The 15,503-nt window shown below is 67.2% G+C and carries 4 protein-coding genes and 3 pseudogenes; 1 reads left to right on the forward strand and 6 read right to left on the reverse strand.

Going from position 1 to position 15,503, the window contains the following annotated elements:
• Positions 1-71: 71 nt before the first annotated feature.
• From D3242_RS34495 to D3242_RS33805, 4 genes and pseudogenes are all read right to left on the reverse strand, one after another.
• Positions 72-3,572: pseudogene (locus tag D3242_RS34495) on the reverse strand (collagen-like domain-containing protein); the annotation flags it as partial.
• A gap of 3,807 nt (positions 3,573-7,379) precedes the next feature.
• A pseudogene (locus D3242_RS34500) lies at positions 7,380-8,009 on the reverse strand (DUF4347 domain-containing protein); the annotation flags it as partial.
• Entirely contained in the window at positions 7,966-8,982 is a 1,017-nt protein-coding gene (locus D3242_RS25325; RefSeq protein ID WP_223217734.1) for a DUF4347 domain-containing protein, read from the reverse strand. The pseudogene D3242_RS34500 and the gene D3242_RS25325, both read right to left, overlap by 44 nt.
• A gap of 483 nt (positions 8,983-9,465) precedes the next feature.
• A complete protein-coding gene (locus D3242_RS33805) occupies positions 9,466-9,645 on the reverse strand; it encodes a hypothetical protein (RefSeq protein ID WP_064985486.1) in 180 nt (59 codons plus the stop codon).
• Between the two features lie 376 nt (positions 9,646-10,021).
• Between D3242_RS33805 and D3242_RS34395 the strand changes: the two genes are divergently transcribed.
• Positions 10,022-13,312, forward strand: a complete 3,291-nt coding sequence (locus D3242_RS34395; protein WP_425374465.1) for a hypothetical protein — start codon at positions 10,022-10,024, stop codon at positions 13,310-13,312.
• A 320-nt stretch (positions 13,313-13,632) separates the two neighbouring features.
• On the opposite strand, the pseudogene D3242_RS33815 reads toward D3242_RS34395, so the two are convergent.
• Together D3242_RS33815 and D3242_RS25335 are read right to left on the reverse strand one after the other, a co-directional pair.
• Positions 13,633-14,082, reverse strand: a pseudogene (locus tag D3242_RS33815) (DUF4347 domain-containing protein); the annotation flags it as partial.
• A 94-nt stretch (positions 14,083-14,176) separates the two neighbouring features.
• Complete coding sequence (locus tag D3242_RS25335; RefSeq protein WP_069092176.1) at positions 14,177-14,491, reverse strand: hypothetical protein; 315 nt, start codon at positions 14,489-14,491, stop codon at positions 14,177-14,179.
• Positions 14,492-15,503 lie beyond the last annotated feature (1,012 nt).

Genomic DNA, 15,503 nt, shown 5'->3' on the forward strand with positions numbered 1-15,503 from the left:
GTTTAACGCGCGAACTTCGCTCTTCCGCGACGTTCGCGCGTTTCCCTTCGGTGGTCTCTCGCCAGTCTTGCTCACTCATGCGGCTTCAGAAGATCCTTCAGGGTCGTCTTGGCGGTGTGGTCGGTGCTGGCGTAGCCGGTACCGTGCTTGGTCGCATCCAAGGTCTGGTCCGTAGTCACGCCGGACGGCTGGTTCTGTTGGTGACCAAATCCCCTGATCGTATTGAGGATATTCAGGAGATCGGTCGTCACCGAGCCGGCCGCCAGGCCGATCAGGTGGTGTAGCGAGGGCTGGCCGCCGCTGCCATTGCCGGTCGAGCCCGGCTGCAGGAATTGCCAGCTATCCTTGAGGCCGAGCGAGTCGGGCGTGACATTGGCGGTCTTCGGGGTGGGCGTCACCAGGGTTGTCGTCGACGGAACGATCGAGTCGTTGTGACCGCCCGAGGGTCCGGTCGGACCAGTTGTGCCGGTCGGACCCGTCGAACCCTTCGGCCCGGTGTCGCCCTTCGGCCCGGTTGCCCCGGTCGAGCCTGCGGCACCGGTTGCACCCGTGGCCCCCTTGGGTCCGGTGTCGCCTTTAGGTCCGGTTGCCCCGGTCGAGCCGGTTGCGCCAGTGGCACCCGTCGAACCCTTCGGCCCGGTGTCGCCCTTCGGCCCGGTTGCCCCGGTCGAGCCGGTTGCGCCAGTGGCACCCGTCGCGCCCTTGGGTCCGGTATCGCCCTTCGGTCCGGTTGCCCCGGTCGAGCCGGTTGCGCCAGTGACACCTGTCGCGCCCTTGGGTCCGGTATCGCCCTTCGGTCCGGTTGCTCCGGTCGAGCCGGTTGCGCCAGTGGCACCCGTCGCGCCCTTGGGCCCGGTGTCGCCCTTCGGTCCGGTTGCCCCGGTCGAGCCGGTTGCGCCAGTGGCACCTGTCGCACCCTTCGGTCCGGTATCGCCCTTCGGTCCAGTTGCTCCGGTCGAGCCGGTTGCGCCGGTGGCACCCGTCGCGCCCTTGGGTCCGGTGTCGCCCTTAGGTCCGGTTGCTCCGGTCGAGCCGGTTGCGCCAGTGGCACCCGTCGCGCCCTTGGGTCCGGTATCGCCCTTCGGTCCGGTTGCCCCGGTCGAGCCGGTTGCCCCGGTCGAGCCGGTGGCGCCAGTGGCACCCGTCGCGCCCTTGGGTCCTGTGTCGCCCTTCGGTCCGGTTGCCCCGGTCGAGCCGGTTGCGCCAGTGGCACCCGTCGCGCCCTTGGGTCCGGTGTCGCCCTTCGGTCCGGTTGCCCCGGTCGAGCCGGTTGCGCCAGTGGCACCCGTCGCGCCCTTGGGTCCGGTGTCGCCCTTCGGCCCGGTTGCCCCGGTCGAGCCGGTTGCGCCAGTGGCACCCGTCGCGCCCTTGGGTCCGGTGTCGCCCTTGGGTCCTGTGTCGCCCTTAGGCCCGGTTGCCCCGGTCGAGCCGGTTGCGCCAGTGGCACCTGTCGCGCCCTTAGACCCGGTGTCGCCCTTCGGTCCGGTTGCTCCGGTCGAGCCAGTTGCTCCAGTCGAGCCGGTCGCGCCTGTCGAACCTGTAGCTCCGGTCGAACCCGTTGCACCCGTGGCGCCGGTAGCCCCAGTTGAACCTGTTGCTCCGGTAGCGCCGGTTGCGCCCGTGGCTCCGGTATCACCAGTTGCACCGGTTGCCCCGGTCGAACCAGTGGCACCCGTATCACCTGTTGCACCAGTTGAACCTGTAGCCCCAGTCGATCCTGTCGCGCCGGTATCGCCTGTGGCGCCGGTTGCTCCAGTTGCTCCGGTCGAGCCCGTTGCGCCCGTATGGCCAGTCGCACCCGTGGCACCTGTTGCTCCAGTCGAACCTGTTGCTCCGGTATCACCGGTTGCGCCAGTCGCACCCGTGGCACCCGTTGCTCCAGTTGCTCCGGTCGAGCCCGTAGCTCCAGTCGCACCAGTGGCACCCGTATCACCGGTCGCACCCATGGCGCCAGTTGCTCCGGTCGAGCCCGTGGCCCCCGTAGCGCCGGTCGCGCCCGTCGCTCCGGTCGCACCCGTGGCACCCGTTGCCCCAGTTGCGCCGGTCGCGCCTGTAGCTCCGGTTGCTCCGGTCGAACCAGTGGCACCCGTATCACCGGTTGCACCAGTTGAACCTGTAGCACCGGTCGATCCTGTCGCGCCGGTATCACCCGTGGCGCCGGTTGCTCCAGTCGAACCAGTGGCACCCGTTGCGCCGGTATCGCCAGTTGCGCCAGTCGCACCCGTTGCCCCAGTTGAGCCGGTCGCGCCTGTAGCTCCGGTTGCTCCGGTCGAACCAGTGGCACCCGTATCACCGGTTGGACCAGTTGAACCTGTAGCACCGGTCGATCCTGTCGCGCCGGTATCACCCGTGGCGCCGGTTGCTCCAGTCGAACCAGTGGCACCCGTTGCGCCGGTATCGCCAGTCGCACCCGTGGCTCCGGTTGCTCCAGTCGAGCCCGTGGCACCTGTATCGCCGGCCGCACCCGTGGCACCCGTTGCACCAGTCGATCCTGTCGCGCCGGTATCACCTGTGGCGCCGGTTGCTCCAGTCGAGCCGGTGGCGCCAGTGGAGCCCGTAGCTCCAGTCGAACCAGTGGCGCCGGTATCGCCAGTTGCACCTGTAGCGCCGGTCGCACCCGTGGCACCCGTCGCTCCAGTAGAACCTGTTGCCCCGGTATCGCCAGTTGCACCGGTCGAGCCCGTAGCTCCAGTCGAGCCGGTGGCGCCTGTATCTCCAGTCGCACCTGTTGAACCTGTAGCTCCGGTCGAGCCCGTGGCGCCGGTGTCACCGGTCGCACCTGTGGCGCCGGTCGCTCCGGTTGAACCTGTTGCTCCGGTATCGCCAGTCGCACCGGTAGCGCCGGTCGCACCTGTGGCTCCGGTTGCGCCAGTCGCACCGGTGGCACCCGTGGCTCCGGTATCGCCTGTGGCACCCGCGGCTCCGGTTGCTCCGGTCGAGCCTGTAGCTCCAGTCGAGCCCGTGGCGCCGGTATCGCCAGTTGCACCTGTGGCGCCTGTGGCTCCAGTCGCGCCTGTCGAACCTGTAGCTCCGGTCGAACCCGTGGCGCCGGTATCGCCAGTTGCACCTGTAGCGCCGGTCGCACCCGTGGCTCCGGTAGCTCCAGTCGAACCCGTTGCACCCGTATCACCGGTCGCACCAGTTGAACCTGTAGCACCAGTCGATCCTGTCGCGCCGGTATCACCGGTCGCGCCTGTGGCTCCGGTTGCTCCAGTCGAGCCCGTGGCGCCCGTATCGCCGGTCGCACCCGTGGCTCCGGTTGCACCGGTGGCGCCTGTATCGCCAGTGGCACCGGTTGCCCCGGTCGCACCCGTGGCTCCAGTCGAGCCCGTTGCGCCCGTATCGCCGGTTGCACCAGTTGCTCCGGTCGCTCCTGTGGCTCCGGTTGCACCAGTCGAACCGGTTGCACCCGTATCGCCAGTCGCACCTGTGGCGCCGGTTGCTCCAGTTGCTCCGGTCGAACCCGTGGCACCCGTTGCTCCAGTCGAACCTGTAGCTCCGGTCGAACCGGTGGCGCCCGTATCGCCGGTCGCTCCTGTGGCTCCGGTTGCACCAGTCGAACCGGTTGCACCCGTATCGCCAGTCGCACCTGTGGCGCCGGTTGCTCCAGTTGCTCCGGTCGAACCCGTGGCACCCGTTGCTCCAGTCGAACCTGTAGCTCCGGTCGAACCGGTGGCGCCCGTATCGCCGGTCGCTCCTGTGGCTCCGGTTGCACCAGTCGAACCGGTTGCACCCGTATCGCCAGTCGCACCTGTGGCGCCGGTTGCTCCAGTTGCTCCGGTCGAACCCGTGGCACCCGTTGCTCCAGTCGAACCTGTAGCTCCGGTCGAACCGGTGGCGCCCGTATCGCCGGTCGCACCTGTGGCTCCGGTTGCTCCAGTCGAGCCGGTCGCGCCTGTATCTCCAGTCGCGCCAGTTAAGCCTGTAGCCCCAGTTGAACCTGTTGCTCCGGTATCGCCAGTGGCACCGGTCGCCCCGGTCGAACCAGTGGCACCCGTGGTGCCGGTTGCACCTGTGGTTCCGGTTGCTCCGGTCGAACCCGTGGCCCCGGTCGAACCCGTAGCGCCCGTATCGCCGGTTGCTCCAGTCGAGCCGGTCGCGCCGGTCGAACCTGTAGCTCCGGTCGAGCCCGTGGCTCCGGTATCGCCTGTGGCACCCGTGGCGCCGGTTGCACCAGTCGAACCGGTTGCACCCGTATCGCCAGTTGCACCTGTGGCTCCGGTCGCGCCAGTTGAGCCTGTAGCACCAGTCGAGCCCGTCGCTCCGGTAGAGCCCGTATCGCCGGTTGCACCCGTAGCACCAGTTGCTCCGGTCGAACCAGTGGCACCCGTATCACCGGTTGCACCAGTCGATCCGGTAGCACCAGTCGATCCTGTCGCGCCGGTATCGCCTGTGGCGCCGGTCGCGCCAGTCGAGCCGGTCGCGCCTGTGGCGCCGGTAGCTCCAGTCGAACCCGTCGCTCCGGTATCGCCGGTGGCACCTGTGGCTCCGGTTGCTCCAGTCGAGCCTGTGGCGCCCGTATCACCAGTTGCTCCTGTGGCGCCGGTTGCCCCGGTCGAGCCTGTGGCGCCCGTATCACCGGTCGCGCCTGTGGCGCCGGTAGCTCCCGTCGAGCCCGTCGCTCCGGTATCGCCGGTCGCGCCTGTGGCGCCGGTTGCCCCGGTCGAGCCCGTCGCTCCGGTATCGCCGGTCGAGCCCGTCGCTCCGGTATCGCCGGTCGCTCCGGTCGAACCCGTGGCACCCGTATCGCCGGTCGCTCCTGTGGCGCCGGTAGCTCCAGTCGAACCCGTCGCTCCGGTATCGCCGGTGGCGCCCGTGGCTCCGGTTGCTCCAGTCGAGCCGGTGGCGCCCGTATCACCGGTTGCTCCTGTGGCGCCGGTAGCTCCGGTCGAACCCGTCGCTCCGGTATCGCCGGTCGCGCCTGTGGCGCCGGTTGCTCCAGTCGAGCCTGTGGCGCCCGTATCACCAGTTGCTCCTGTGGCGCCGGTAGCTCCCGTCGAGCCCGTCGCTCCGGTATCGCCGGTCGCACCTGTGGCGCCGGTTGCCCCGGTCGAGCCTGTGGCGCCCGTATCGCCGGTCGCGCCTGTGGCTCCGGTAGCTCCAGTCGAGCCGGTGGCGCCTGTATCTCCAGTCGCGCCTGTATCTCCAGTCGCGCCTGTGGCGCCGGTAGCTCCAGTCGAGCCCGTCGCTCCGGTATCGCCCGTGGCACCTGTGGCTCCGGTTGCTCCAGTCGAGCCTGTAGCGCCCGTATCGCCGGTCGCGCCTGTGGCGCCGGTTGCCCCGGTCGAGCCTGTGGCGCCTGTATCGCCGGTGGCACCCGCGGCTCCGGTTGCTCCGGTCGAGCCGGTGGCGCCCGTATCGCCGGTGGCGCCCGTGGCGCCGGTTGCCCCGGTCGAGCCTGTGGCGCCCGTATCGCCGGTCGCACCTGTGGCGCCGGTTGCCCCGGTCGAGCCTGTGGCGCCCGTATCGCCGGTCGCACCTGTGGCACCGGTTGCTCCAGTCGAGCCTGTGGCGCCCGTATCACCAGTTGCTCCTGTGGCGCCGGTAGCTCCAGTCGAGCCCGTCGCTCCGGTATCGCCGGTCGCGCCGGTTGCTCCGGTCGAACCCGTGGCACCCGTATCGCCGGTCGCACCTGTGGCGCCGGTAGCTCCAGTCGAACCCGTCGCTCCGGTATCGCCGGTGGCGCCCGTGGCTCCGGTTGCTCCGGTCGAGCCTGTGGCGCCCGTATCACCAGTTGCTCCTGTGGCGCCGGTAGCTCCAGTCGAGCCCGTCGCTCCGGTATCGCCGGTCGCGCCTGTGGCGCCGGTAGCTCCGGTCGAACCCGTCGCTCCGGTATCGCCGGTTGCGCCGGTGGAACCTGTGGCTCCGGTAGAGCCTGTGGCACCGGTATCGCCAGTCGCACCTGTGGCTCCGGTCGAGCCCGTGGCGCCGGTGGAACCCGTATCGCCAGTCGCACCGGTTGCGCCAGTTGAGCCGGTCGCACCAGTGGCTCCGGTCGAACCCGTGGCACCCGTATCACCGGTTGCACCAGTTGAACCTGTAGCACCAGTCGAGCCCGTCGCTCCGGTATCGCCGGTTGCGCCGGTGGAACCTGTGGCTCCGGTAGAGCCTGTGGCACCGGTATCGCCAGTCGCACCTGTGGCTCCGGTCGAGCCCGTGGCGCCGGTGGAACCCGTATCGCCAGTCGCACCGGTTGCGCCAGTTGAGCCGGTCGCACCCGTGGCTCCGGTTGCTCCAGTCGAGCCCGTGGCACCTGTATCGCCGGTCGCACCCGTGGCACCCGTTGCTCCAGTCGAACCTGTTGCCCCGGTATCGCCAGTCGCACCGGTCGAGCCCGTTGCTCCAGTCGAACCAGTGGCACCCGTATCACCGGTCGCACCAGTTGAACCTGTAGCACCAGTCGATCCTGTCGCGCCGGTATCGCCTGTGGCGCCGGTCGCGCCAGTCGAGCCGGTGGCACCCGTATCGCCGGTCGCACCTGTGGCTCCAGTTGCTCCGGTGGCGCCCGTATCGCCAGTTGCGCCCGTGGCACCGGTTGCTCCAGTCGAACCTGTCGCGCCAGTATCACCGGTCGAGCCAGTGGCACCCGTTGCTCCGGTCGAGCCCGTGGCTCCGGTATCGCCAGTTGCACCGGTGGCGCCGGTTGCTCCGGTCGCGCCAGTTGTGCCTGTAGCCCCCGTTGAGCCTGTAGCCCCAGTTGAACCTGTGGCACCTGTATTGCCGGTCGCACCTGTGGCACCAGTGGAGCCGGTGGAGCCTGTGGCGCCGGTTGCTCCGGTCGCGCCCGTTGAGCCTGTAGCCCCAGTTGAACCTGTGGCACCTGTATTGCCGGTCGCACCTGTGGCACCAGTAGAGCCGGTCGAACCCGTCGCTCCGGTTGAACCTGTGGCACCTGTATTGCCGGTCGCACCTGTAGCTCCGGTTGCACCAGTCGAACCTGTGGCACCCGTCGAACCTGTGGCGCCGGTCGAACCCGTGGCGCCTGTGGGGCCAATGTTTGTTCCAGCAGATGACGTGGTTACCGCAAAGACACCGTTGCTGTTGGTAGTGTCCGCATTGGCAAACGTCACCGTGCCAATGCCAGAAGCCGGAACCGTAAAGGTTCCTGCAGCAACTTGGGTAAAATCTTGATTGGAGTTGTTCCCAGCCTGGGGGACGAGAGCAGTAATTGTATATATTGTTGAGGCCGCATTCACAGGAACGTTCAGTATAACCGCAACTGATATGAAAGGGGGAACGGCCTCAGATGGAAGAGAGAAACTGGCAACAATAGCGCCGGAAGGACTGGTTACATAGTATTCAACAGCGAACATCTTTCCGACATTCGCCGATGTATCAAGCGTCCCATTAAGTGTAATTTCCACGCTCAATATGCCCGAATAGTTCGCGACCCCTGTCGTCGTCAGCGGCGCCTTTTGCTTGCCCGCCAGCTCCCATTGTCCACCCAGGGCAGCCGTGCCGACCAAAGCGCTGGTGGCGCCGACGCAAACCCCGGTAGCATCCTCGAGTGCATCGACGAACGCCTCACCAGCCAAGCCTCGGCCCGTCTCGCAACTCCACAGCCGCAGGTCGCCGTCCCCGGCCATGGCCCGGCCGATCGCAGCTAGTTCACCGGCGTCGCGCGCCAGAGTCTCAGCAGACCATTCGCCCGCCGCGAATCCGACACGTCCAGGCGCGCCGTGGGAGATGACGTGTACCGCAGCAAGGCCCCGGCGGCCGGATAGGGCCGCCGCCATCTGCGCGGCCGCGGGCCGCGTGGCATCGAGGAGCACCGGCTGCACGCCGGGCCTTAGCCCTGCCAGAAGGGTGCTGATGTCGCTGACGGCGGGATCGATGAACACGACTTCGGACGTCATGGCATGATCGCCCTGGGGGTATTGGGGCGAACCTTGCTGTGTTGATGGGCTGAAGCCCGGCCGCGCGGCGGCCGGGCTATGGAAGGGAATTGTGTGGTTCAGCACGACATCACCCCCTTGGTCCGACGGCGCCGGATGGAGGCGTGGGTACATCCACCGTGAAACCGGCCGAGGTGAACTTGCCGGCTTCGTCGAAGACGCCGACGTCGAGGCCCGTCGACCCGCCAGGCACCTTGACGGTGATCCGGAAGGGCCTGTTCGCCATGTTCGGAAGACTGATGTTGCCAACGATCGAGCCGTGGTCCCTGTCCACCACGAAGTAGGTCGTCGAGCCGGCCGTCAAGCCGCTCGGAACCAAGCCGGATACGGTGATCTCGATTGCCGCTAGAACTGCTACGTAGCTCATGATGCCCCCCCGGGTTAGCGGCGGCCGCGCCGCGGCGTTCTCTGTCCGAATGTTTAGTTTCCAGTCGCCGCCCAGCGTCTGCGACCCGACTAGGTCGTTCGCCGCCGCGACTGGCGTTCCCGTCGCGCGTGACAGCGCGTCGATGAAATTGCTTCCGGCCGCGCCAGCGCCGGCGTTGCAGCTCCATAAGAGCAGTTCGCCAAGTCCGCCCAGCGCCCGACCGATCGCAGCGAGATCGCCCTGGTCGTCGTAGAGCGTCTCGGCCGACCATTCGCCCGCTGCGAAGTTCACCCGCCCAGGCGCGCCGTGGGCGATGACGTGCACGGCGTCGAGGCCGTCGCGGCCTTCGAGCGCCAGCGCCATTTGGCGCGCGGCCGGGCGGTTGGCGTCGAGCACGATCGCCTCGACCTCCGGTCGCAGATTGGCGAGGATCGTGCCGAGATCGGATACAGAGGGGTCGACGAAAAGGATTTCTGAGGCGCCAGCCTGGCGCGCATCGGTCCGCGCATTCGGGCGACCGGTTGCCGCGGCCGGCAGCGGATGAATTTGGCGCCCATCGACCCGTGGCTCAACGCCCTGGGGCGCACGCGACAACACTTGATTCACAATACCCACTCCCGTCACCCGTGCCGCCGACGCCTCGACGGCAAACTCGCGAGCGAACTCCGGAATGGGAACGTCTGCCTTCCGCCGAGGACAGACATAGACGCGGCGTCTCACGGCGCGCCCGATGAGCGCACCTTGTTCTTCCGCTAAATTGCCTTGCTACCCAGATCCCTGCCCAAACTCGCCTGCAAGACCTCACGGCCACCCGACCGTGCGATCCGCGGGCACCCTCTATACCCATACATTAGTAAAATCGAAAATTAGCGATTTGTAAACTATTAAGGAAGGATTTGGTAAATTCTGAGGAGCGGGGCAGCAGACGTCGGTCAATATCGAGACGCCGGACTCGCCCAAATTGTTTTGGAAATCTAAGACTTTGGCGGCTTCCTTTAAGTTGCTTTCAATCCGCGAATGGTCGCCATGGCTGGGCCGGAAGCGGACACGCCTGCAGGCGGCTGACCCTGGTACCAGGCATGCCCTACGATGCTGCGCGAGCCGACAGAGCACGAATGAAAAGCGCGCGGGCTCCGCTTTCCAGCGAAGCCCGCGCGCCCGTTCGCCAACCTGGACCGGTTACCGTCCAGGTCCATTCGCCACTCAGTCGTGCGGCTTCAAGAGATCCTTCAGGGACGTCTTGACGGTGTGGTCGTTGCTGGCGTAGCCGGCGCCAGGCTTGGTCTGATCCGAGGTGAGATCCGTGCTCGCTCCGGAAGGCTTGTTCTGGTTGTTGCCAGATCCGCTGATTGTCTTGAGGACGTTCAGCAGGTCTGTCGTCACCGACGTCGCCGCAAGGCCGACCAGTTGGCCGAACGACGCATGCTTGCCGGGATCACTGTTGCCGTCGGGCGAGCCGGACTGCAGGAACTTCGCCGTGTCCGTCAGCCCCAGCGTGCTGGCCGTGACGTTGGCGTTATTACCGCCGTTGCCTTGGCCTCCGGAAGAGTTGCCCTGTCCCTGATGGCTGCTGTTGTCGGCATTGTTATGGTCCCCGGAATTGCCCGGCGCGTCCTGCTGTCCATTGCCGTGGCCGTTATTGCCATGACCATGATCACCGGTCTGACCGCCTGGGCCGGTTGCTCCAGTCGACCCCGTCGGACCAGGCGAGCCTGTTGGTCCGGTCGAGCCGGTCGCTCCAGTCGCTCCGGTCGAGCCGGTGGCGCCGGTCGAGCCAGTCGCGCCGGTTGCCCCGGTCGAGCCGGTTGCTCCGGTCGACCCCGTGGCACCGGTCGAACCCGTCGCACCTGTCGAGCCGGTGGCTCCGGTCGAGCCGGTTGCCCCGGTCGATCCAGTCGCTCCGGTCGAGCCAGTTGCTCCGGTCGAGCCGGTGGCTCCGGTCGAGCCGGTCGAGCCCGTGGCACCAGTCGAGCCTGTCGCGCCGGTCGAGCCGGTCGCACCAGTCGAGCCCGTGGCACCAGTCGAGCCAGTTGCTCCGGTCGAGCCCGTGGCACCGGTCGAACCCGTCGCACCTGTCGAGCCGGTTGCCCCGGTCGAACCCGTTGCTCCGGTCGAGCCGGTCGCTCCGGTCGAGCCAGTCGCGCCGGTCGAGCCGGTTGCTCCTGTCGAGCCGGTTGCCCCGGTCGAACCCGTTGCTCCGGTCGAGCCGGTTGCGCCTGTCGCGCCGGTTGCTCCTGTCGAGCCGGTTGCTCCGGTCGAGCCGGTTGCCCCGGTAGAGCCAGTCGCTCCGGTCGAGCCCGTCGCGCCAGTCGAGCCGGTTGCACCTGTCGAGCCGGTTGCCCCGGTCGAACCCGTTGCGCCTGTGGAGCCGGTTGCTCCGGTCGAGCCGGTTGCCCCGGTCGAACCCGTCGCGCCGGTCGAGCCCGTTGCTCCGGTCGAGCCGGTGGCGCCGGTCGAGCCAGTCGCTCCGGTCGAGCCAGTCGCACCGGTGGAACCTGTCGCACCAGTCGAGCCTGTCGCCCCGGTCGAACCAGTTGCCCCGGTCGAGCCGGTTGCTCCGGTCGAGCCAGTCGCTCCGGTCGAGCCGGTTGCTCCGGTGGCGCCGGTCGACCCAGTTGCCCCGGTTGCTCCTGTCGAGCCGGTCGAGCCAGTTGCCCCGGTCGAGCCGGTGGCGCCGGTCGAGCCTGTTGCGCCAGTTGCCCCGGTCGAGCCGGTTGCTCCGGTCGAGCCAGTTGCTCCGGTCGAGCCGGTTGCTCCGGTCGAGCCGGTTGCCCCGGTCGATCCCGTCGCTCCGGTCGAGCCGGTAGAGCCCGTGGCGCCGGTCGAGCCTGTCGCGCCGGTCGAGCCAGTTGCTCCTGTCGAGCCAGTGGCGCCAGTCGAACCGGTTGCTCCGGTCGAGCCGGTCGAGCCGGTCGCCCCGGTCGAGCCTGTCGAGCCGGTCGAGCCGGTCGCCCCGGTCGAGCCGGTCGAGCCAGTTGCCCCTGTCGAGCCAGTTGCGCCAGTCGAACCGGTTGCCCCTGTCGAGCCGGTCGCTCCGGTCGAGCCGGTTGCGCCGGTGGCTCCGGTCGAGCCGGTGGCGCCGGTCGAGCCAGTTGCGCCGGTTGCCCCGGTCGAGCCAGTTGCGCCGGTTGCCCCGGTCGAACCCGTCGAGCCAGTCGCGCCGGTCGAGCCTGTCGCGCCGGTCGAGCCAGTTGCTCCGGTCGAGCCCGTGGCGCCGGTCGAGCCAGTCGCCCCGGTCGAGCCCGTGGCGCCGGTCGCACCAGTCGCACCGGTCGAGCCAGTGGCGCCGGTCGAGCCAGTTGCCCCGGTTGAGCCGGTCGATCCGGTTGAGCCGGTTGCTCCGGTCGAGCCCGTGGCGCCGGTCGAACCGGTTGCGCCGGTCGAGCCCGTGGCGCCGGTCGAACCGGTTGCTCCGGTTGAGCCGGTGGCGCCGGTCGAACCGGTTGCTCCGGTTGAGCCGGTCGCTCCGGTTGCTCCGGTTGCTCCGGTCGAACCAGTTGCCCCGGTAGAGCCGGTTGCGCCGGTCGAGCCCGTGGCACCGGTCGAACCGGTCGAGCCAGTCGAGCCTGTCGCCCCGGTCGCGCCTGTTGCTCCGGTCGCGCCTGTTGCTCCGGTCGAGCCGGTTGCTCCGGTTGCCCCAGTCGCTCCGGTCGCTCCGGTGTCACCAGTCGAACCAGTCGCCCCGGTCGAGCCAGTCGCACCAGTCGAACCAGTGGCGCCGGTCGAACCTGTGGCTCCGGTCGAGCCAGTTGCGCCGGTGGACCCGGTTGCACCTGTAGAGCCCGTGGCGCCGGTATCACCCGTTGCACCAGTGGATCCAGTCGCGCCGGTCGAACCTGTGGCTCCGGTCGAACCTGTGGCACCTGTATCTCCGGTCGCACCTGTGGCTCCGGTCGAGCCGGTCAAACCAGTTGCCCCAGTCGAGCCAGTTGCTCCGGTCGAACCCGTGTCGCCGGTCGAACCCGTCGCTCCGGTCGAGCCGGTTGCTCCTGTCGAGCCAGTCGCCCCGGTGGAACCCGTGGCGCCCGTGGCGCCGGTATCACCAGTCGCCCCCGTCGAGCCAGTTGCGCCGGTCGAGCCGGTCGCACCTGTCGCGCCGGTCGAGCCTGTGGCACCTGTATCTCCGGTCGCACCTGTGGCTCCGGTCGAGCCGGTCGAACCCGTCGCTCCGGTCGAGCCTGTCGCACCTGTAGCTCCGGTCGCACCTGTGGCTCCGGTCGAGCCGGTCGAACCGGTCGCTCCGGTTGCTCCTGTCGAGCCAGTCGCCCCGGTGGAACCCGTGGCGCCCGTGGCGCCGGTATCACCAGTCGCCCCCGTCGAGCCAGTTGCGCCGGTCGAGCCGGTCGCACCTGTCGCGCCGGTCGAGCCTGTGGCACCTGTATCTCCGGTCGCACCTGTGGCTCCGGTGGAGCCGGTCAAACCAGTTGCCCCAGTCGAGCCAGTTGCTCCGGTATCACCCGTCGCACCGGTGGCGCCTGTCGCTCCGGTCGAGCCGGTTGCTCCGGTGGAACCCGTGGCGCCCGTGGCGCCGGTATCACCAGTCGCCCCCGTCGAGCCAGTTGCGCCGGTCGAGCCGGTCGAACCTGTCGCGCCGGTCGAGCCTGTGGCACCTGTATCTCCGGTCGCACCTGTGGCTCCGGTAGAGCCGGTCAAACCAGTTGCCCCAGTCGAGCCAGTTGCTCCGGTATCACCCGTCGCACCGGTGGCGCCTGTCGCTCCGGTCGAGCCGGTTGCTCCGATCGAGCCAGTCGCGCCTGTCGCGCCTGTCGCGCCTGTATCGCCGGTCGCACCGGTCGCCCCGGTCGAACCTGTCGAGCCCGTTGCCCCAGTCGCGCCCGTTGCGCCGGTCGAGCCAGTCGCACCCGACGAGCCGCTCGCGCCAGTAGAGCCCGTGGCTCCTGTCGCGCCCGTTGCCCCGGTCGCACCTGTGGCTCCGGTCGCGCCCGTCGCGCCAGCCGGGCCAGTGGCGCCTGACTGCGTGAGGTTGAGAGTCGCCGGCGTAAATGTATTGTTGTGTGTGCCGTTAGCAGCACCGGCCGCGAACGTATAACTAACACCAGGGACGAGGGGGGTAAGTGTACCAAATACATCGAAACTATTGTCGTAAATAGTATAACTATGGGTCGTATTTGGAATTGTTATAGTGATAGAAAACGCAAGTGCGAGGCCGGCATTAGTAGCATTTGGAAGTTGAAAGCTGCCAACTACTACGTTAGAACCTAAGGTTGTATCCACCAGATAATAGGTGTTGACGGAACTTGCGTTGCCGTTTCCTTGTATCGTGCCGTTGAGTGTCAGATCACCCGATGCAAGCACTCCGGCGTAACTTGCCATTCCATCTGAGGTCAGCGGCGGCAGGGGCATGGGTGCGCTCGCGCGTGCGAATATTTGCCAGGTGCCACCGAGGGCCGCTGCGCCAACCAGCGATCTCGACGCGCAGACGTCCGCGCCGACGGCTTCTTCCAGCGCCGCCACAAAGGTCTCGCCAGCATTCCCCGATGCCGTTTCGCAGCTCCACAGCCGCAGTTCGCCGTCCGCGGCAAGCGCCCGGCCGATTGCGGCAAGATCCTCTGCCTCTGCCTTCAATGTGGCTGATGACCATTCTCCGGCAGTGAAGCTGATCCGCCCAGATGCGCCATGTGCGATGACGTGCACCGCATCGAGCCCTTCGTGCCCTGCGAGCGCGGCAGCGATCTGCCGCGCCGCCGGCAGGCGGCCGTCGAGCACAATCGCTTGAACCTCGGGTCGCACGTTGCCGAGAACCGTCTGGAGATCGGAGACTGAAGGATCGACAAAGAGAATCTCAGAGGCACGGGCCATGACTGGCTCCTGTTGGCTTCGAATTCAATTCAAGGGAAAACCGCCCATCGGCTGGCCGGCGAGCGGTCGGAAGAAGGATCTTTGGGCGGCGCGGTCATCTTCCCGACGAGCCGACGGCGCCGTCAGGCCGTTCGACAGCGGGGCTCTCTACGCGGAGGAAGCTACAGGCCTGGAAATTCCCGCCATCGTCGAACGTGCCAATCGCAAATGAGCCGGCTGCGGCGGGAACCTTGACGGTGAGAGCGACGGCGAGGCTTCGCTTGACGGCCTTGGGAAGAATGACCTGGCCGACAACGGCGTTCTTGGCCGTGTCCAGGATAAAATAAGGCACATTTTCGGTGGTGTCGCCGATGGGCAAGACGCCTCTAACGGCAACTTCCATCACTGCAAACCCTGCTATGTAGCTCATCCTATCCTCCTTGGTCCGCGGCCACAGTGCCGCGCCGTCAATTGCCGTTGGCGCCAAATGCCCGCCGCCCGGCCAGGTCAGCGCATCTGGTGTTCGAAGTGCGTGCGACAGTGCATCGATGAAATTCGTTCCGAGCGCGCGGCCGCGCGGCCGGACGTTCGGCTGCGGGAGCGATCGACTGGCCTCTTGCCTCCGGTTCCGGAAGATCGTTCCGAAATCGGATATCGAGGGATGGATGAAAAAGGGTTCGGAAACGCGGGCCGAGGCGCGCCGGTCAGCCCATTCGGCCGGTCGGTTCTGACGACGCCTAGCCGCAGTGTTCTATCGACCCCGTGCAGTCCGGGGCCTGCACAGCTCTTGCGATACGCACGCGATGCCACTTGAATCACAACCCACTCCCGTTACCGTGACGCTGACGTCTCGGCGACAACTCTCGAAGGAATGGGAGGCCGTCCGCCTCCAAAGGGGAGGGCATGGACACGACACACCGTTGGCGCGCCCTGGGGACGCACCTTACAATCTGCCAAACGGCCCTGATTACCCAGACCCTCTAACTCAACTCCCTGAGAGAGACTTACGCAGAAATTCGGGCATGCGGCCGTCCGATCCGCGGGCGTCCCTCAACACCGCATTTTAGTAAATTCGAAATTTAGCAAGTTGTAAACTATAAATTAAGCAATTACTAAATTAGCTGAAAGCAGGGTAGCGCCGCTTTAACAATAGCAGCGGGCTGAGTTAGAAAACTGTTATGAAAATCAGATGCTTACTAGGATTACTTGCAATCCTGCCTGCTTCGGACAGCAATTGAAGGTCTCCATCTTCCATGCAAACCCATCGACGATGGCGCAGCCAGACGGGTTGGCAATGTGTCAGCGGATGTGGGTGCCTCGACCTTGACGGCAGCCTGCAAATGGCGGCGAAATACCGAACCTAAACCGGTGACCGGACGAAGCGGTGAATGCCGGCGGTTGCAGTTGGGGCAGGGTCCTTTCACGATCGCGGTTGCCGCCGG

It is taken from the genome of Mesorhizobium jarvisii (genome assembly GCF_003601985.1).
GTDB lineage: Bacteria > Pseudomonadota > Alphaproteobacteria > Rhizobiales > Rhizobiaceae > Mesorhizobium > Mesorhizobium jarvisii.